11 protein-coding genes and 4 tRNA genes are annotated in these 18,970 nt (G+C 64.5%); 2 read left to right on the top strand and 13 right to left on the bottom strand.

All coding sequences use genetic code 11. From position 1 onward, the window contains the following. Positions 1–80: 80 nt before the first annotated feature. The 13 genes from rpoC to GPA27_RS03775 form a co-directional block, all read right to left on the bottom strand. Positions 81–4,310 (bottom strand): DNA-directed RNA polymerase subunit beta', encoded by a 4,230-nt coding sequence (gene rpoC / locus GPA27_RS03835; RefSeq protein ID WP_169138009.1) that lies wholly within the window; start codon positions 4,308–4,310, stop codon positions 81–83. Between the two features lie 41 nt (positions 4,311–4,351). Then, positions 4,352–8,485, bottom strand: coding sequence for a DNA-directed RNA polymerase subunit beta (gene rpoB / locus GPA27_RS03830; RefSeq protein ID WP_169138007.1), 4,134 nt, complete (start codon positions 8,483–8,485; stop codon positions 4,352–4,354). Between the two features lie 177 nt (positions 8,486–8,662). Then, positions 8,663–9,037, bottom strand: a complete 375-nt coding sequence (rplL, locus tag GPA27_RS03825) for a 50S ribosomal protein L7/L12 (RefSeq protein WP_169138005.1) — start codon at positions 9,035–9,037, stop codon at positions 8,663–8,665. A 39-nt stretch (positions 9,038–9,076) separates the two neighbouring features. Further along, entirely contained in the window at positions 9,077–9,577 is a 501-nt protein-coding gene (gene rplJ / locus GPA27_RS03820) for a 50S ribosomal protein L10 (RefSeq protein WP_050417541.1), read from the bottom strand. A 233-nt stretch (positions 9,578–9,810) separates the two neighbouring features. Next, positions 9,811–10,509 (bottom strand): 50S ribosomal protein L1, encoded by a 699-nt coding sequence (gene rplA / locus GPA27_RS03815; protein WP_169138003.1) that lies wholly within the window; start codon positions 10,507–10,509, stop codon positions 9,811–9,813. Positions 10,510–10,511: 2 nt separating this feature from the next. Continuing rightward, positions 10,512–10,943, bottom strand: a complete 432-nt coding sequence (gene rplK / locus GPA27_RS03810; protein WP_169138001.1) for a 50S ribosomal protein L11 — start codon at positions 10,941–10,943, stop codon at positions 10,512–10,514. Between the two features lie 104 nt (positions 10,944–11,047). Next, complete coding sequence (nusG, locus tag GPA27_RS03805) at positions 11,048–11,581, bottom strand: transcription termination/antitermination protein NusG (protein ID WP_169137999.1); 534 nt, start codon at positions 11,579–11,581, stop codon at positions 11,048–11,050. A gap of 2 nt (positions 11,582–11,583) precedes the next feature. Then, positions 11,584–11,931 (bottom strand): preprotein translocase subunit SecE, encoded by a 348-nt coding sequence (secE, locus tag GPA27_RS03800; protein ID WP_169137997.1) that lies wholly within the window; start codon positions 11,929–11,931, stop codon positions 11,584–11,586. A gap of 26 nt (positions 11,932–11,957) precedes the next feature. Beyond that, positions 11,958–12,033 (bottom strand) — tRNA-Trp (locus tag GPA27_RS03795). A gap of 74 nt (positions 12,034–12,107) precedes the next feature. Then, positions 12,108–13,298, bottom strand: a complete 1,191-nt coding sequence (gene tuf, locus GPA27_RS03790; RefSeq protein ID WP_169137995.1) for an elongation factor Tu — start codon at positions 13,296–13,298, stop codon at positions 12,108–12,110. A gap of 68 nt (positions 13,299–13,366) precedes the next feature. Further along, positions 13,367–13,441, bottom strand: a tRNA-Thr gene (locus GPA27_RS03785). Between the two features lie 27 nt (positions 13,442–13,468). Beyond that, positions 13,469–13,542 (bottom strand) — tRNA-Gly (locus GPA27_RS03780). Positions 13,543–13,606: 64 nt separating this feature from the next. Continuing rightward, positions 13,607–13,691 (bottom strand) — tRNA-Tyr (locus GPA27_RS03775). 172 nt (positions 13,692–13,863) lie between these two features. On the opposite strand from GPA27_RS03775, the gene GPA27_RS03770 reads away from it, so the two are divergent. Both GPA27_RS03770 and GPA27_RS03765 read left to right on the top strand, forming a co-directional pair. After that, a complete protein-coding gene (locus tag GPA27_RS03770; protein ID WP_169137993.1) occupies positions 13,864–15,270 on the top strand; it encodes an FAD-binding oxidoreductase in 1,407 nt (468 codons plus the stop codon). Between the two features lie 108 nt (positions 15,271–15,378). Continuing rightward, complete coding sequence (locus tag GPA27_RS03765; RefSeq protein ID WP_169137991.1) at positions 15,379–18,951, top strand: indolepyruvate ferredoxin oxidoreductase family protein; 3,573 nt, start codon at positions 15,379–15,381, stop codon at positions 18,949–18,951. Positions 18,952–18,970: the final 19 nt, after the last annotated feature.

Here is an 18,970-nt window from a genome sequence, read left to right as displayed (position 1 = left end):
GGTTGATTCCGGCAGAGGCTGACTACGATTGGTCAGTCCACAAAAAGAGGCCGGATGTTATCCCGACAAGCCGGCAAAAGTCAACCGGCCTGCACATCTTGCGAGACGCCGTCGGGTACTTCCGACGGTTGTTCCTGCATCGCCGCCCATGCATGCTCGGCTGCGAGATCCTCGCCCGCCGACTGCGCCCGGCGGTTGCGGTGGTACGCCATGCCAGTACCGGCAGGAATAAGCCGGCCGACAATGACGTTTTCCTTGAGCCCGCGCAGTTCGTCGCGCTTGCCCATGATGGCCGCTTCGGTCAGCACGCGCGTCGTCTCCTGGAAGGATGCGGCGGAGATGAACGAATCGGTCGAAAGCGATGCCTTCGTGATGCCGAGCAGGACGTTCTGGTATTGAGCCGGCAGCTTGTTCTCGGCGTCGATACGATCGTTCTCATCGAGCACTTCCGAACGCTCGACCTGCTCCTCGCGGATGAACTTGGTGTCACCGGCGTCCATGATGACCACGCGACGCAGCATCTGGCGAACGATCACCTCGATATGCTTGTCGTTGATTTTGACGCCCTGCAGACGGTACACGTCCTGCACTTCGTCGATGATGTAGCGGGCGAGCGCCTCGATACCCTGCAGACGCAGGATGTCATGCGGGTCTGCAGGACCGTCGACGATCAGCTCGCCCTTGTTCACGACCTGTCCGTCGTGCACCATGACGTGCTTGTCCTTCGGGATCAGGAACTCGTGCACCGTGCCGTCGGACTCGGTGATCACCAGACGCTGCTTGCCCTTGGTGTCCTTTCCGAACGATACGGTGCCGGTGTATTCGGCGAGCACGCCCGCATCCTTCGGCGGACGGGCTTCGAACAGTTCCGCAACGCGCGGCAGACCGCCGGTAATGTCGCGAGTCTTCGCCGACTCCTGAGGAATACGCGCGAGGATGTCGCCGACGCCGATGACCTGGCCGTCCTTCACGGTGATGAGTGACCCGACCTGGAAGGTGATCGCCACCGAGTGATCGGTGCCGGCGATCTTCACTTCCTCGCCGTTCTCGTCGAGCAGCTTCACTTGCGGGCGCACGCCCTTCGACGACGAACCCGTGGTGCGGCGCTTGCCGTCGATAACGACGAGGGTCGAAAGGCCGGTCACTTCGTCGATCTGCTTCGCGACGGTGACGCCTTCCTCGACGTTCTCGAACTTCACGGTCCCGGAGTATTCCGTGACGATCGGACGGGCGTGCGGATCCCACGTCGCGAGCATGACGCCGGCCTTGATCGGCGCGCCGTCATCGACCAGCAGGGTTGCGCCGTACGGCAGCTTGTGACGCTCACGCTCGCGGCCCATGTCGTCGGCGACGACGATCTCGGCCGAACGCGCAATGATGACTTTCTCACCCTTCGCATTCGACACATAACGCATGTTGCCGGCGAAGCGGATGGTACCGGCCGACTTCGACTCGACGCCGCTCGCAGCGGCCGCCCGCGACGCCGCACCACCGACGTGGAAGGTACGCATGGTGAGCTGCGTGCCCGGCTCGCCGATCGACTGCGCGGCGATGACGCCGACCGCTTCGCCGACGTTCACCTGGCTGCCGCGGCCGAGATCGCGCCCGTAGCACTTGCCGCACAGGCCGTAGCGCGTTTCGCAGGTAAGCGCAGTGCGGACCTTCACTTCGTCGATGCCGAGGCTTTCGATCAGATCGACGGCATTCTCGTCGAGCAGCGTGCCGGCCTCGATCACCGTTTCCTGGGAGTCCGGATTGACGACATCTTCGGCGCAGACACGGCCGAGGATCCGCTCGCGCAGCGGTTCGATGACTTCGCCGCCCTCGATGAGAGCCTTCATCACGAAACCGCCGCGCGTGCCGCAATCGTCCTCGGTCACGACCAGATCCTGCGTCACGTCGACTAGACGGCGGGTCAGGTAACCGGAGTTCGCGGTCTTCAGCGCCGTATCGGCCAGACCCTTACGGGCACCGTGCGTCGAGATGAAGTACTGCAGAACGTTCAGGCCTTCGCGGAAGTTTGTCGTGATCGGCGTCTCGATGATGGAGCCGTCCGGCTTCGCCATCAGGCCGCGCATGCCGGCGAGCTGACGGATCTGCGCAGCGGAACCACGCGCACCGGAGTCGGCCATCATGTAGATGGAGTTGAACGACTCCTGCTTGACCGTGTCGCCCTTGCGATTAACGACATCTTCCTGGCCGAGCTGGTCCATCATCGCCTTCGCGACCTGGTCACCGGCACGACCCCAGATATCGACGACCTTGTTGTAGCGCTCGCCGTCGGTCACCAGACCGGACGTGTATTGACGCGCAATCTCCTTGACCTCCTGCTCCGCCGCATGGATTAGCGAGTCCTTCAGCGTCGGGACCAGCATGTCCTTCACGGCGATCGAGATACCGGCGCGCGTCGCGAGCCGGAAGCCGAACTGCATCAGCTTGTCCGCGAACACGACCGTTTCCTTCAGCCCGCAGCGACGGAACGAGGCGTTGATCAGCTTGGAGATTTCCTTCTTCTTCAGCGGCTTGTCAATCACGCTGAAAGGAAGCCCCGGCGGCAGGATCTCGGACAGCATCGCGCGGCCGGCCGTCGTGTTGTAACGGGTGATCTTCTCGCGGCGCTCGCCATCTGCGCCGACTTCGATCTCCTTCAGGCGGACCGACACACGGGCGTGGAGCGACAGTTGCTTCGACTCGTAGGCGCGCTTGAGCTCACCAACGTCCGACAACGCCATGCCCTCGCCGAGCGCGTTCACGCCCTCGCGGGTCGCGTAGTACAAGCCGAGAACGATGTCCTGCGAAGGGACGATGATCGGTTCGCCGTTGGCGGGCGAGAGCACGTTGTTCGACGCCAGCATCAGCGTGCGCGCTTCCATCTGCGCTTCGAGCGACAGCGGCACGTGAACAGCCATCTGGTCACCGTCGAAGTCGGCGTTGAACGCGACGCAGACGAGCGGGTGCAGCTGGATCGCCTTGCCTTCGATCAGCACGGGTTCGAAGGCCTGGATACCGAGACGGTGCAGGGTCGGCGCACGGTTCAGCATGACCGGATGCTCGCGGATCACCTCTTCGAGGATGTCCCACACCACCGGCTCCTGACTCTCGACCATCTTCTTCGCCTGCTTGATGGTCGTCGCAAGCCCCATCAGTTCGAGCTTGTTGAAGATGAAGGGCTTGAACAGCTCGAGCGCCATCAGTTTGGGCAGGCCGCACTGGTGCAGCTTGAGCTGCGGACCGACGACGATGACCGAACGGCCCGAGTAGTCGACGCGCTTGCCGAGCAGGTTCTGACGGAAGCGACCGCCCTTGCCCTTGATCATGTCCGCGAGCGACTTCAGCGGCCGCTTGTTCGCACCGGTCATCGCCTTGCCGCGGCGACCGTTGTCGAGCAGCGAGTCGACCGCTTCCTGCAGCATGCGCTTTTCGTTGCGCACGATGATCTCGGGCGCCTTGAGCTCGAGCAGGCGCTTGAGGCGGTTGTTCCGGTTGATGACCCGACGATAGAGGTCGTTGAGGTCGGAGGTCGCGAAACGACCACCGTCCAGCGGCACCAGCGGACGCAGGTCCGGCGGCAACACCGGCAGGACCTCGAGGATCATCCACTCGGGCTTGATGCCGGACTGCTGGAAGGCCTCGAGCACCTTCAGGCGCTTGGAGAACTTCTTGATCTTGGCTTCCGAGTTGGTTGTCTCGAGGTCGCCGCGCAGCTTCTCGATCTCGAGCTGGACATCGAGGGTGCGCAGCAGGCCGCGGATACCCTCGGCGCCCATCAGCGCGTCGAACTCGTCACCGTACTCCTCGACCTTCGCGAGGTAGTCGTCCTCGGTAAGCAGCTGGGCGCGGTTGAGCGGAGTCATGCCAGGCTCGACCACGACGAAGGCTTCGAAATACAGCACGCGCTCGATGTCGCGCAGGGTCATGTCGAGCACCATGCCGAGGCGGCTGGGCAGGCTCTTGAGGAACCAGATGTGCGCGGTGGGGCTCGCGAGTTCGATGTGCGCCATGCGTTCGCGGCGCACCTTCGACAGCGTCACCTCGACGCCGCACTTCTCGCAGATCACGCCGCGGTGCTTGAGACGCTTGTACTTGCCGCACAGGCATTCGTAATCCTTCACCGGCCCGAAGATCTTGGCGCAGAACAGGCCGTCGCGCTCAGGTTTGAAGGTGCGGTAGTTGATGGTCTCAGGCTTCTTGACCTCGCCGTACGACCACGAGCGGATCTTGTCCGGCGATGCGAGGCCGATCGTGATCGCGTCGAACTGGTCTTCGTTCGGCAGGGTTTGCTTGAACAGGTCAGCGAGCAGGCTTTTCATAAATCACTCCGTCCGGGTGGCTTCGTGGGCATTCACCCGGTTCAGTACGTGTCCAGATCGATGTCGATCGCGAGCGAGCGGATTTCCTTCACCAGCACGTTGAAGGACTCGGGCATGCCCGCGTCGATCTTGTGCTCGCCCTTGACGATGCTTTCGTACACTTTGGTACGGCCAGTTACGTCGTCGGACTTCACGGTGAGCATTTCCTGCAGCGTATAGGCTGCGCCGTAGGCCTCGAGCGCCCACACTTCCATTTCACCGAAGCGCTGGCCACCGAACTGCGCCTTGCCGCCCAGCGGCTGCTGGGTGACGAGGGAGTACGGGCCGGTCGAACGGGCGTGCATCTTGTCATCGACCAGGTGGTGCAGCTTCAGCACGTGCTTGTAGCCGACCGTGACCTTGCGGTCGAAGGCCTCGCCGGTCCGGCCGTCGAACAACGTAACCTGCCCGCCGGACTCGATGCCCGCCAGAGCGAACATGGCCTCGATCTCCTCTTCCTTCGCGCCGTCGAACACCGGCGTCGCAAACGGCACGCCCTTGCTCAGGTTGGAAGCGAGCTCCACGACTTCCTTGTCGTTGAGGCTCGCGAGATCCTCGGGGTGCCCCTTCGTGTTGTAGATCTGCTCGAGCAGGTCGCGGATTTCAGCCGCCGCGGTGTTCGCGCGGACCATCTGTCCGATCCGGTTGCCGAGCGCCTTCGCCGCCCAGCCGAGATGAGTCTCGAGGATCTGGCCGATGTTCATACGCGACGGCACGCCCAGCGGGTTCAGCACGATGTCCACCGGGGTCCCGTCCGCCATGTGCGGCATGTCCTCCACCGGAACGATGCGCGAGACGACACCCTTGTTGCCGTGACGACCGGCCATCTTGTCGCCCGGCTGCAGGCGGCGCTTCACGGCGAGGTAGACTTTCACCATTTTCTGCACGCCCGGGGGCAGTTCGTCGCCCTGGGTGAGCTTCTTCTTCTTGATCTCGAAGGCCTGCTCGAAGTCCTTGCGGGTCTTTTCCAGACCTTCGCGGACCGCCTCGAGCTGGGTCGCCAGTTCTTCTTCCGCCATGCGGATGTCGAACCAGTGATAGAACTCGAGCGAGTCGAGGTAGTCGGCGGTGATCTCGGCACCCTTCGCCAGCTTCTTCGGTCCGCCGTTGGCCTTCTGGCCGGTGATCAGGCGACGGATACGCGCGAAGGCGTCACGCTCGACGATGCGCATCTGGTCGGCGAGGTCGGTCTTGAAGCTGCGCAGCATGTCGTCGATGATCGACTGGGCACGCTTGTCGCGCTCGATACCCTCGCGGGTGAACACCTGCACGTCGATGACGGTGCCGTTCATGCCGGACGGCACGCGCAGCGAGGTGTCCTTAACGTCGGACGCCTTCTCGCCGAAGATCGCGCGCAGCAACTTCTCTTCGGGAGTGAGCTGGGTCTCGCCCTTCGGCGTGACCTTGCCGACGAGCACGTCGCCGGCATCCACTTCCGCACCGATGTACACGATGCCCGACTCGTCGAGTCGCGACAGCTGCGCTTCACCCAGGGAAGCGATGTCGCGCGTGATTTCCTCGGGCCCGAGTTTGGTGTCGCGCGCAACGACCGTCAGCTCCTCGATGTGGATCGAGGTGAAGCGGTCCTCGGCGACGACGCGCTCGGAGATGAGGATCGAGTCCTCGAAGTTGTAGCCGTTCCACGGCATGAAGGCGACCAGCATGTTCTGGCCGAGAGCGAGCTCACCGAGGTCGGTCGAGGCGCCGTCGGCGATCACGTCACCCTTGCCGATGAGGTCGCCGACCTTCACGATCGGGCGCTGGTTGATGTTCGTGTTCTGGTTCGAGCGCGTGTACTTGATCATGTTGTAGATGTCGACGCCGACTTCGCCCGCGAGGGTTTCGTCGTCATTGACACGCACCACGATCCGGTTTGCGTCGACATAGTCGACCACGCCGCCACGCATCGCCTGCACGGCGGTGCCCGAGTCGACCGCGACGGTACGCTCGATACCGGTACCGACCAGCGGCTTTTCAGGGCGCAGGCAGGGAACCGCCTGACGCTGCATGTTCGCGCCCATCAGCGCACGGTTCGCGTCGTCGTGCTCGAGGAACGGAATCAGCGAGGCCGCAACCGACACGATCTGGCCCGGCGCGACGTCCATGTACTGGACCTGGTCGGCCATCGCCAGCGTGAATTCGCCCTTGTGACGGCACGACACCAGGTCGCCCTGCAGGGTGCCGTCGTCGCCGATATCGGCGTTCGCCTGAGCGATCACGTACTGACCTTCCTCGATCGCCGACAGGAAATCGATCTGGTCGGTGACCTTGCCGTCGACAACCTTGCGGTACGGCGTCTCGAGGAAGCCGTGGCGGTTGGTCTGCGCATACACGGCCAGCGAGTTGATCAGGCCGATGTTCGGACCTTCCGGCGTCTCGATCGGGCACACGCGGCCGTAGTGCGTCGGATGCACGTCGCGCACCTCGAAGCCGGCACGCTCGCGTGTCAGACCACCCGGGCCAAGAGCCGAGACGCGGCGCTTGTGCGTGATCTCGGACAGCGGGTTGGTCTGGTCCATGAACTGCGACAACTGGCTGGAGCCGAAGAACTCCTTGATCGCTGCCGAAATCGGCTTCGCATTGATCAGGTCGTGCGGCATCAGGTTGTCGGATTCCGCCTGCGACAGGCGCTCCTTGACGGCGCGCTCGACGCGCACCAGCCCGGCGCGGAACTGGTTCTCGGCCAGCTCGCCGACCGAACGCACGCGGCGGTTGCCGAGGTGGTCGATGTCGTCGATCTCGCCGCGGCCGTTGCGCAACTCGACCAGCACGCTCATCACGGCGAGGATGTCCTCGTTCGAGAGGGTCGCGGGACCCTCTTCACCGCGGGCACCGACGACCTCGTAGAAGCGCTTGAGCCAACCCGGCGCCTTGTCCTCGATCTTCTCGGGATACGCGCGGCGGTTGAACTTCATGCGGCCAACCGACGACAGGTCGTAGCGCTCTTCCGAATAGAAGAGGCCCTGGAACAGCGCCTCGACGGCTTCCTCGGTGGGCGGCTCGCCCGGGCGCATCATGCGGTAGATCGCGACGCGCGCGGCCCACTGGTCGGCCGTCTCGTCGATGCGCAGCGTCTGCGAGATGTACGGACCGCGATCGAGGTCGTTGACGTACAGGGTCTGCAGGTCCTTGACGCCGGCGTCGCGCAGCTTGCCAAGGAGGTCTTCCGTGATCTCGTCGTTGGCGCGCGCGATCAGCTCACCGGTCTCGGGGTCGACGACGTTGCGGGCAACGATGCGGCCCAGCACGAAATCGTCAGGCACGACCATGGTCTTGATGCCGGCCTGCTCGAGCTCGCGGATGTGCTTCGCCGTGATGCGCTTGTCGCGCGCGACGATGATCTTGCCGTCACCGTCGGTAATGTCGAACTTGGCCACGTCGCCGCGCAGGCGATCCGGAACCAGTTCGAAGGCGACCTCTTCACCCCGGAGTTGGAACGTATCGAAGTCGTGGAAGGTCTCGAGGATCTGCTCCGGCGTCATGCCGATGGCACGCAGCAGGATCGTCGCGGGCATCTTGCGGCGACGGTCCACGCGGAAGAACAGGCAGTCCTTCGGATCGAACTCAAAGTCGAGCCAGGAACCGCGATAGGGGATGATGCGGGCCGAGAACAGCAGCTTGCCCGACGAGTGCGTCTTGCCGCGGTCGTGCTCGAAAAACACGCCGGGCGAGCGGTGCAGCTGCGACACGATCACGCGTTCGGTGCCGTTGATGACAAACGAACCGGTCGAGGTCATGAGCGGAATCTCGCCCATGTACACTTCCTGCTCCTTGACTTCCTTCACCGTCTCCTTCGGCGCGTCGCGATCAAGGATCACCAGGCGCACCCGCGCGCGCAACGGCGACGCGAAGGTCAGGCCGCGCTGCTGGCATTCCTTCACGTCGAACGCCGGCTCGCCGAGCATGTATTGCACGAATTCGAGCCGTGCATTGCCGCTGTGGCTCGCGATCGGGAAGATCGACGTGAAGGCGGCCTGCAGGCCCTGATTCAGGCGCGTCAGCGGCGGCGTTTCGGCCTGCAGGAACGAGGCGAACGACTCGATCTGGGTGGCGAGGAGGAAAGGTACGTTCAGCACTGCCGCGCGCTTGGCGAAGCTCTTGCGGATACGTTTCTTTTCGGTGTAGGAATACGCCATGGATGCTCCGGGTAGAGGTCGGACGTCAAAGAGACAGAACACAGCGTCCCGAAGAGATCGGGCCAGGCGATAAGTTGTTGGACACCTTATCTCGCGCTGGGTTCTGGCTTCTTGGATTTACAAAGCACGAAAGGGCTGGCGCCCGGATGAGCGCCAGCCCCGAGAGACAACTCGGTATTACTTGATCTCGACCTTCGCGCCAGCGTCTTCGAGCTGCTTCTTGAGCGCATCGGCGTCGGCCTTCGGAGCGCCTTCCTTGACGGTCTTCGGCGCGCCATCGACCAGGTCTTTCGCTTCCTTCAGGCCCAGGCCCGTGGCAGCGCGGACGACCTTGATCACTTCAACCTTCTTCTCGCCGGCTGCAAGCAGGACGACGTCGAATTCGGTCTTCTCTTCAACGACCGCAGCTGCGGCGCCTGCGCCCGGGGCTGCAACCGCCATCGAGGCAGCGGAAACGCCGAACTTCTCTTCGAACGCCTTCACGAGGTCGTTCAGTTCCATCACGGTCATCGAGCCAACGGCTTCGAGGATGTCTTCTTTGCTGATAGCCATGTCAAATCACTCCTAAATCGAAACTTTTTCGGAAAACGGTCAGGCAGCTGCCTCTTCCTCGCGCTTCTTGGCGAGGGCGGCCAGCGTGCAAGCAAAGCCGGTAACCGGCGCCTGCATGACGCCCAGCAGTTTGGCGAGCAACTCTTCGCGGCTCGGGATCGACGCGAGCGCCTGCACGCCGGCCTTGTCGAGCGTATTGCCCGCATAGGAACCGGCTTTCAGCACCAGCTTGTCGTTGCCCTTGGCGAAGTCGTTCAGCACCTTGGCTGCGGCAACCGGATCTTCCGAAATGCCATAGATCAGCGGACCAGTCAGCTGATCCGACAACCCGGCGAACGGGGTTTCGGCGATCGCACGGCGCACCAGGGTGTTCTTCAGCACACGCAGGTACACGCCAGCTTCGCGGGCCTTCGCACGCAGCACAGTGAGATCACCCACTTCAATGCCGCGATACTCGGCCACCGCGATGGTCTGAGCGTTGGCCACGCGTGCCGACACCTCTGCCACTACGGCTTTCTTGTCATCAAGATTGAGACCCACGGGTCTTTCCTCCTTTCAAGTCCACACGCGAACCGCATTTCGCGGCTCGCACCCACGGCGACCTGGATCAGGAGCGCGGCCGACGAATCGGCCAGAATCCTGTTCTGGGCACACCGTCTGCGCAGGCCATCCGAGGATGCTTAAGCAGTCGCCGGGGCGACCACACCTGCGGTCTTTGACGATCCGCTCCGCACTTGCGCGCGGAGCGTCCCAAAGTTCTATTTACAGCCTGTTCAGGCTGCGTTGATGCTCGACGGCTCGACGCGCACGCCGGCACCCATAGTGCTCGACACGGCGACGCGGCGAAGGTACACGCCCTTCGAGGCGGCGGGCTTCGCCTTCTGCAGCGCTTCGACGAGCGCGCCGAGGTTCTGCTGCAGCGCCTCGACCGAGAACGAGGCGCGGCCGATCGTGGCATGCACGATGCCGGCCTTGTCGGTGCGGTACTGGACCTGACCGGCCTTGGCGTTCTTGACGGCGGTGGTGACATCCATGGTCACGGTACCGACCTTCGGGTTCGGCATCAGGCCGCGCGGACCGAGGATCTGGCCCAGCTGACCGACGACGCGCATGGCGTCCGGCGTGGCGATGCAGAGGTCGAAGTCGATGTTGCCAGCCTTGACCTGCTCGGCGAGGTCATCGAAACCGACGACATCGGCGCCGGCGGCGCGGGCGGCTTCGGCCTTGTCGCCCTGGGCGAACACGGCCACGCGCACGGTCTTGCCGGTTCCGGCCGGCAGCACGACGGAGCCGCGCACGACCTGGTCGGACTTGCGTGCATCGACGCCGAGATTAACGGCGATATCGACCGATTCGTCGAACTTGGCGGTCGCGCACTCCTTCACCAAGGCGAGCGCCTCGGCGACGGTGTAGACGCGATTGCTGTCAACCTTGGCGCGCAGCGCCTGAACTCGTTTCGAAAGCTTCGCCATGATCAGAGACCCTCCACCGTGATGCCCATGCTGCGCGCGGAACCGGCGATGGTACGCACGGCGGCGTCCATGTTCGAGGCGGTCAGGTCAGGCATCTTGGCCTTGGCGATTTCTTCGACCTGAGCACGCGTAATCGAACCGACCTTGTCGGTGTGCGGCTTGGCCGAACCCGACTTGATGCCGGCCGCCTTCTTGATGAGGACCGTCGCGGGCGGGGTCTTCATGATGAAGGTGAAGCTCTTGTCGGCAAACGCCGTGATCACCACCGGAATCGGCAGACCGGGCTCCATGCCCTGGGTCTTGGCGTTGAACGCCTTGCAGAATTCCATGATGTTCAGACCACGCTGACCAAGCGCGGGGCCGATCGGGGGACTGGGGTTGGCTTTACCAGCTGGCACTTGCAGCTTGATATAGCCGATGATTTTCTTCGCCATCGCGGCTAGCTCCTGTTATGAGTACAAACGCGCCGGCATCGGCCGGCGCTCCTCGCTTGTGCCCGCGCGAGGCGGGCATGTCCGGGCCATACGGCCCGCCTGCATCAGGTCTTTTCGACCTGACTGAAATCCAGTTCGACCGGCGTGGCACGCCCGAAGATCGTGACCATCACGCGCAGCTTGCTCTTGTCGTAATTGACGTCTTCCACGGAGCCGTGGAAGTCGGTAAACGGACCTTCCTTGACGCGCACGACCTCGCCCATCTCCCACAGCACCTTCGGGCGCGGCTTTTCGACACCCTCCTGCATCTGCTGCATGATCTTCTCGACTTCCTTCTCGGAAATCGGGGTGGGCTTGTTGGCGGTACCGCCGACAAAGCCGGTGACCTTGGGCGTGGACTTGACCAGATGCCAGCTCTCGTCATTCATGTCCATCTCGACGAGCACGTAACCAGGGAAGAACTTCCGTTCGGAAATGCTCTTCTGGCCGCTCTTCATCTCGATGACTTCTTCGACGGGCACGAGGATCTGCCCGAAGGAATCCTGCATTCCCGCGCGCGCGATGCGCTCGACGAGCGCGCGTTGGACGGACTTCTCGAACCCCGAATAGGCATGCACCACGTACCAGCGCTTCGTCATGATCACTTCCAGCCCAAGATGAGGTCGTAGAGAACCCACTCGAGGCTCTTGTCGGTCAACCACAGAAAAACCGCCATCACCACGGCGAAGGCGAACACCATTCCGGTCGTCTGCATCGTTTCCTTGCGCGAAGGCCACACGACCTTCTTCGCCTCGGTGATCGCTTCGCGCGCGAACTCGACGAAACGGCGGCCCGGCTCGGATTGCCACGCGACCGCGACGCCAGCCGCAACACCGGCGACCACCGACAGCACGCGCAACACCAGCGCTTGCTCGGAAAGCTGGTAGAAGCCGACTACGCCGGCTGCAAGCAGGGCGAGAGCCAGCGCGAACTTGAACTTATCGGCCATCTAGATATTAAAAACCCGGAATTGAGTGGCAGGGGCAGAGGGAATCGAACCCCCAACCTTCGGTTTTGGAGACCGACGCTCTGCCAATTGAGCTATACCCCTGCAGCAGAGACTACAAGGCGCCCCGGCTTGCGAGGCGCCTTCGATCAGGCAATTGCTTCGGTTTTCAGCCGCAATTACTCGATGATCTTGGCGACGACGCCGGCGCCAACGGTACGACCACCTTCGCGGATCGCGAAGCGCAGGCCTTCTTCCATGGCGATCGGAGCCATCAGCTTGACGGTGATCGACACGTTGTCGCCCGGCATGACCATCTCGGTGCCTTCCGGCAGTGCGATCGAACCGGTCACGTCGGTGGTACGGAAGTAGAACTGCGGACGATAGTTGTTGAAGAACGGGGTATGACGGCCACCCTCTTCCTTCGACAGCACGTACACTTCACCGGTGAAGTGGGTGTGCGGCTTGATCGAACCCGGCTTGCACAGGACCTGACCACGCTCGACGTCTTCACGCTTGGTGCCGCGCAGCAGCACGCCGACGTTGTCGCCCGCCTGACCTTGGTCGAGCAGCTTGCGGAACATTTCGACGCCGGTGCAGATGGTCTTGACCGTGGGCTTGATGCCGACGATTTCGACTTCTTCACCCACTTTGACGATGCCACGCTCGACACGACCGGTGACCACGGTGCCGCGGCCGGAGATCGAGAACACATCTTCGATCGGCAGCAGGAAGGGCTTGTCGATCGCGCGTTCCGGGGTCGGGATGTAGCTGTCGAGGGCCTCGGCCAGCTTCATGATGGCGCCTTCGCCCAGCTCGCCCTTGTCGCCTTCGATGGCCTTCAGCGCCGAACCCTTGATGATGGGGATGTCGTCACCCGGGAAGTCGTACTTCGACAGCAGCTCGCGCACTTCCATCTCAACCAGCTCGAGCAGCTCTTCGTCGTCGACCATGTCGCACTTGTTCAGGAAGACGATGATGTACGGCACGCCGACCTGGCGGGCCAGCAGGATGTGCTCGCGCGTCTGCGGCATCGGGCCGTCAGCGGCCGAGCACACCAGGATCGCGCCGTCCATCTGGGCAGCGCCGGTAATCATGTTCTTGACGTAGTCGGCGTGACCCGGGCAATCAACGTGCGCGTAGTGACGGTTGGCCGTCTCGTATTCAACGTGCGCCGTGTTGATCGTGATGCCGCGCGCCTTTTCTTCCGGCGCCGCGTCGATCTGGTCGTAGGCCTTCGCCTCGCCGCCGAACTTCGTCGACAGGATCGTCGTGATCGCTGCAGTCAGGGTCGTCTTGCCATGGTCAACGTGGCCGATCGTCCCAACGTTTACGTGCGGTTTCGTCCGCTCAAACTTACCCTTAGCCATGCCAGTACCTCTTTGACAGATTCAGAAAACCGGACCGAACAGATCGACCACAACAACACGAAAAACCGTGGTGCCCATGACGTGGATTGAACACGTGGCCTCTCCCTTACCAAGGGAGTGCTCTACCACTGAGCTACATGGGCTCCGTAAAAACCTAAGCGCGCCAAGCCTGGAGCGGGTGAAGGGAATCGAACCCTCGTCATAAGCTTGGAAGGCTTCTGCTCTACCATTGAGCTACACCCGCATACAACGCAGACGAAACGCTTTACACCCTGACCCCCTCGAAAATCGAGCCGGTCGCAGAAACTTGGTGGAGGGGGAAGGATTCGAACCTTCGAAGGCAGTGCCGTCAGATTTACAGTCTGATCCCTTTGACCGCTCGGGAACCCCTCCAATCGGGAGACGCGCACTATAGGGGATCATTTCGCGCGTGTCAAACACCAGTTTAACTTTTTTCAGAAGGGCGAATTTTCCGCACTTTGGCACGGGCGGCCATGCGGCGGCGCGGCGTGTCGGCGGGATGGAAATGGGCGAAGATGGCGCGATTTCTCACGGAGTCGATGCAATGACGGTCCCAGCCCCCGGCTCGCGCGTGCCGCTTCCCGCTGCCTTTATCGATGCGCTGCGTGCCCGCTTCGGCGAACGCTTTTCGACGGCGGAGGCCGTGCGTGCGCATCACGGGCACGATGAATCGCACTTCCCGGACATGCTGCCGGACGCAGTCGTATGGCCGCACACGACCGCCGAGGTGGCGGAGATCGCGCGCGCGTGCCATGCGCATGGCGTCCCCATTGTGCCCTTCGGGGTCGGCAGTTCGCTGGAGGGGCATGTGCTCGCGCTGCATGGCGGCCTGAGCGTGGACTTCTCGCAAATGAACCGGGTGCTCGCGGTCCACGGCGACGACATGGATGCGGTGATCCAGCCGGGCATCACGCGCAAGCAGCTCAACGCAGCGCTGCACGGCACGGGACTGTTCTTTCCGGTCGATCCGGGCGCCGATGCGAGCCTCGGGGGGATGGCTTCGACGCGCGCCTCGGGGACGAATGCGGTGCGCTACGGGACGATGCGCGACAACGTGATGGCGCTCGAGGTGGTGCTCGCGGACGGGCGCGTGATCCGCACCGGCGGACGGGCGCGCAAGTCCTCGGCGGGCTACGATCTCACCGCGCTGATGGTCGGCTCGGAAGGCACGCTGGGGCTTATCACGGAACTGACGGTGCGGCTTCACCCGCTGCCGGAGGCGGTGTCCGCAGCGGTGTGCGCCTTCCCGGACGTCGACGACGCGGTGCGCACCGTGATCCAGACGATCCAGCTCGGCGTGCCGGTGGCGCGCATCGAGTTGCTGGACACGCTGACCGTGCAGGCGATCAACCGCTACAGCAAGACGAGCCTGCGCGAGGCGCCGATGCTGTTCTTCGAGTTCCACGGCTCGGCGGCGGGCGTGGAGGAACAGGCGCAGACCGTGCAGGAGATCGCGCGCGAGAACGGCGGCGAGGGCTTCGAATGGGCGACGCACCCGGAGGACCGCAGCCGGCTGTGGGCAGCGCGCCATGACGTGTATTTCGCGTCGATCAACCTGCGGCCGGGCTGCCGCGGCGTCACCACCGACGTGTGCGTGCCGATCTCACGCCTCGCGGACTGCATCGCCGGGGCGCGCGAGGACATCGCGGCGAGCGGATTCATCGCGCCCATCGTCGGCCACGTCGGCGACGGCAACTTCCATACGGTGATCCTGGTCGATCCGGAAAGCCCCGACGAGATCGCACGCGCAGAGGCGCTCAATCGCAGGATCGTCGAGCGGGCACTGGCAATGGACGGGACCTGCACGGGCGAACACGGGATCGGCTTCGGCAAGCAGGATTTTCTCGTCGCCGAACACGGGGACGCCGCCGTAAACGCGATGCGGGCGCTGAAGCTGTCGCTGGATCCGCACAACCTGATGAATCCGGGCAAGGTCGTCCGCGCGGACTGAACGCCGCCCCCCATTGCGATGCCCGGCGCGAGGGGCTAGGCTGACTCCGCTCGCGGCGACCTGTCCGCGCGGTGTTCCGGAAACGCAGTTCTTGCGCAAGGAGTCGCCATGGCCGAAGCCGATCCCCGCAGCGATGCATCGACGGTGAGGAACGTCAGCCTCGAGGACAAGTACACGCAGGCATCGGGGCGCGTGTATCTAACCGGGTATCAGGCGCTGGTGCGCCTGCTGATGATCCAGAAGGAGCGCGACCGTGCGGCGGGGCTGAATACCGCCGGCTTCGTGTCGGGCTACCGCGGCTCCCCGCTGGGCGGGCTGGACCAGACGCTGTGGAAGGCGCACACGCATCTCTCCAGCCACGACATCGTGTTCCAGCCGGGCGTGAACGAGGATCTCGCGGCCACCGCGGTGTGGGGCTCGCAGCAGGTCAATCTTTCACCGCAGGCGAAGTACGACGGCGTATTCGCGCTGTGGTACGGCAAGGGGCCGGGCGTCGATCGCAGCGGCGACGTGTTCCGCCACGCGAACGCGGCCGGGACATCGCCGCATGGCGGCGTACTGGTGGTGGCGGGCGACGACCACGCGGCGAAATCCTCGACCTTGCCGCACCAGACGGATCATTTCTTCAAGGCCATGATGATGCCGGTGCTGGCACCGGCGGGCGTGCAGGAGTACATCGACTTCGGCGTGCATGGCTTTGCGCTGTCGCGCTATTCGGGCTGCTGGGTGGCGTTCAAGGCGCTCGCCGACACGGTGGAGACCTCGGCGTCGGTGGATGTCGATCCACGCCGCGTGGAGGTCGTAACCCCGACCGACTTCGCGCTGCCGCCCGACGGGCTGAACATCCGCTGGCCGGATCCGCCGCTGGTGCAGGAGAAGCGCCTGCTGCACTACAAGCTGTACGCGGCGCTGGCGTACTGCCGCGCCAACGGGCTCAACCGCATCGTGATCGACTCGCCGGCACCGCGACTGGGGATCATCACCTGCGGCAAGTCCTATCTCGACGTGCGCCAGGCCCTCGACGACCTGGGCATCGACGAGGCGCTCGCGGCCGAGATCGGCATCCGGCTGTACAAGGTAGGCATGGTGTGGCCGCTGGAGGCCGAGGGGGTGCGGCGCTTCGCGGAGGGGCTGGACGAGATCCTCGTGATCGAGGAGAAGCGCCAGTTGCTGGAGTACCAGTTGAAGGAAGAGCTGTACAACTGGCGCGAGGATGTCCGCCCGCGCGTGGTCGGGAAGTTCGACGAGAAGGGCGAGTGGGCGATGATCCCGCAGGCAGGCGGGGGCGTCGATCACGGCGAATGGCTGCTGCCGGCGGCGGGAGAGCTGACGCCGGCGATGATTGCACGGGTGATCGCATCCCGCGTCGGGCGCTACTTCACGTCGGCACGCATCGAGACGCGGCTCGCCTTCCTGCAGGAAAAAGAGAAGGCGCTGTCGGAGCGCTTCTTCGCGATCGACCGCGTGCCGACCTTCTGCCCCGGCTGTCCGCACAACACGTCGACGCACGTGCCGGAGGGCAGTCGGGCGGTGGCCGGCATCGGCTGTCACTACATGGCGACGTGGATGCCAGAACGGCGCACCGGCGCCTTCACGCAGATGGGCGGCGAGGGCGTGCCGTGGGTCGGGCAGGCGCCGTTCACGCACGAACAGCATGTATTCGCGAACCTCGGTGACGGCACGTACTTCCACTCGGGCCTGCTGGCGATCCGCCAGGCGGTCACGGCTGGGGTGAACATCACGTACAAGATCCTGTTCAACGACGCGGTGGCGATGACGGGCGGGCAGCCGCTGGACGGCGGGCTGACGGTGCCGAAGATCGTGCGCCAGCTGCAGGCCGAGGGCGTGAGCAACATCGTCGTCGTGACCGACGGCACCGATCGCCATTACGGCCCGTCGGACATCCCGCACGTCCCGGTGCGGCATCGTGACGAGCTGGACGCGGTGCAGCGCGAGCTGCGCGCGTCGCCGGGCGTCACGGCGCTGATCTATGACCAGACCTGCGCGGCCGAGAAGCGCCGGCGCAGGAAGCGCGGCACCTACCCCGATCCGGCGCGGCGGGTGTTCATCAACGAGGCGGTGTGCGAGGGCTGCGGCGATTGCGGCGTGCAGTCGAACTGCATGGCGGTGGTTCCCGTCGAGACGCCTTTCGGGCGCAAGCGCCAGATCGACCAGTCGGCATGCAACAAGGATTTCTCGTGCCTCAAGGGCTTCTGCCCGAGCTTCATCACGATCGAGGGCGGGCGTTTGCGCAAGGGCGGCGCGCAGGCGGCCGACGACGCGTGGATCGCCACGCTGCCCGAACCGGAGCTGCCGGGGACGACCGCGCCCTTCGGCATCCTCGTGACCGGTGTGGGCGGGACCGGGGTGGTGACGATCGGCGCGCTGATCGGCATGGGCGCGCACATCGACGGCAAGGGCGTGACGGTGCTGGACATGACCGGGCTCGCGCAGAAGGGCGGCTCGGTGTTCAGCCACATCCGCGTCGCCGATCGCCCCGAGGACCTGCACGCGGTGCGCATCGCGGCGGGCGAGGCGCAGGCGGTGATCGGCGGCGATCTCGTCGTCACGGCGAGCGTCGAGGCACTGGCGAAGATGGCGGCCGGGCGTACGCGGGCGATCGTGAATACCGCGGAGACGCCGACCTCGGAGTTCGCGCGCAATCCCGACTGGAGCTTCCCGATCGGGCGCATGGAGCGCGCGATCCGCGAGGCGGTCGGTGACGGGCCGGCACTGCATGCGGCCGATTTCATCGACGCGCAGCGGATGGCGACGGCGCTGATGGGCGACGCCATCGCGACGAACGCCTTCCTGCTCGGCTATGCGTGGCAGCGGGGCATGGTGCCGGTGACGCGCGCGGCGCTGCTGCAGGCGATCGAGCTCAATGCGGTGGCGGTCGCGATGAATGCCAAAGCCTTCGAATGGGGGCGGCGCGCAGCGGTCGAGCCCGACGCGATTGCGCGGGTGCTGGAACCCGCGAAGGTCGTCCCGATCCGCGCGGAAACGCTGGACGGGCTGATCGCATTGCACGAGGCGACGCTGACGGCATACCAGGACGCGGCATACGCGGCGCGATACCGCCGTCTCGTCGAACGGGTCAGGGAAGCGGAGACTCGCATTGCCGGGACCGGCGCGACGCTGCGCCTCGCGGACGCGGTGGCGCGCAATTATTTCAAGTTGTTGGCGTACAAGGACGAGTACGAGGTCGCGCGACTGTACACCGATCCGGCATTCTGGGAGCGCGTCGAGGCGAGCTTCGAAGGGGACTACGAGGTGCGCTTCCATCTCGCGCCGCCGCTGCTCGCGCGCCCGGATCCGAACACGGGGAAGCTGCGCAAGAAGGCCTACGGCCCGCGCATGCTGAAGGCGTTCCGCTGGCTCGCGCGGCTGCGGCGCCTGCGCGGCACGGCCTGGGACGTCTTCGGCTACAGCACCGAGCGACGCGCCGAGCGGGCGCTGATCGCGCAGTACGAACGCGACGTGCTCGAGCTGCTGGAGACGCTGTCATTCCTGCGCCTGCCGGCGGCGGTCGAGATCGCAAGACTGCCCGAGCAGATCCGCGGCTACGGTCACATCAAGGCACGCAACATGGAGGAGGCGGCGACACGGCGGGCCGAACTGCTGGCCGCCTGGCGCGCGCCCGTCGGCGCGGGGCAGGCGGGCGCCTCCGCGGCGGCCTGACGGCTCGGAGGCTCGGAGG

Source organism: Aromatoleum toluolicum (assembly GCF_012911005.2).
Lineage (GTDB): Bacteria > Pseudomonadota > Gammaproteobacteria > Burkholderiales > Rhodocyclaceae > Aromatoleum > Aromatoleum toluolicum.
This window is presented reverse-complemented; position numbering and strand designations above follow the sequence as displayed.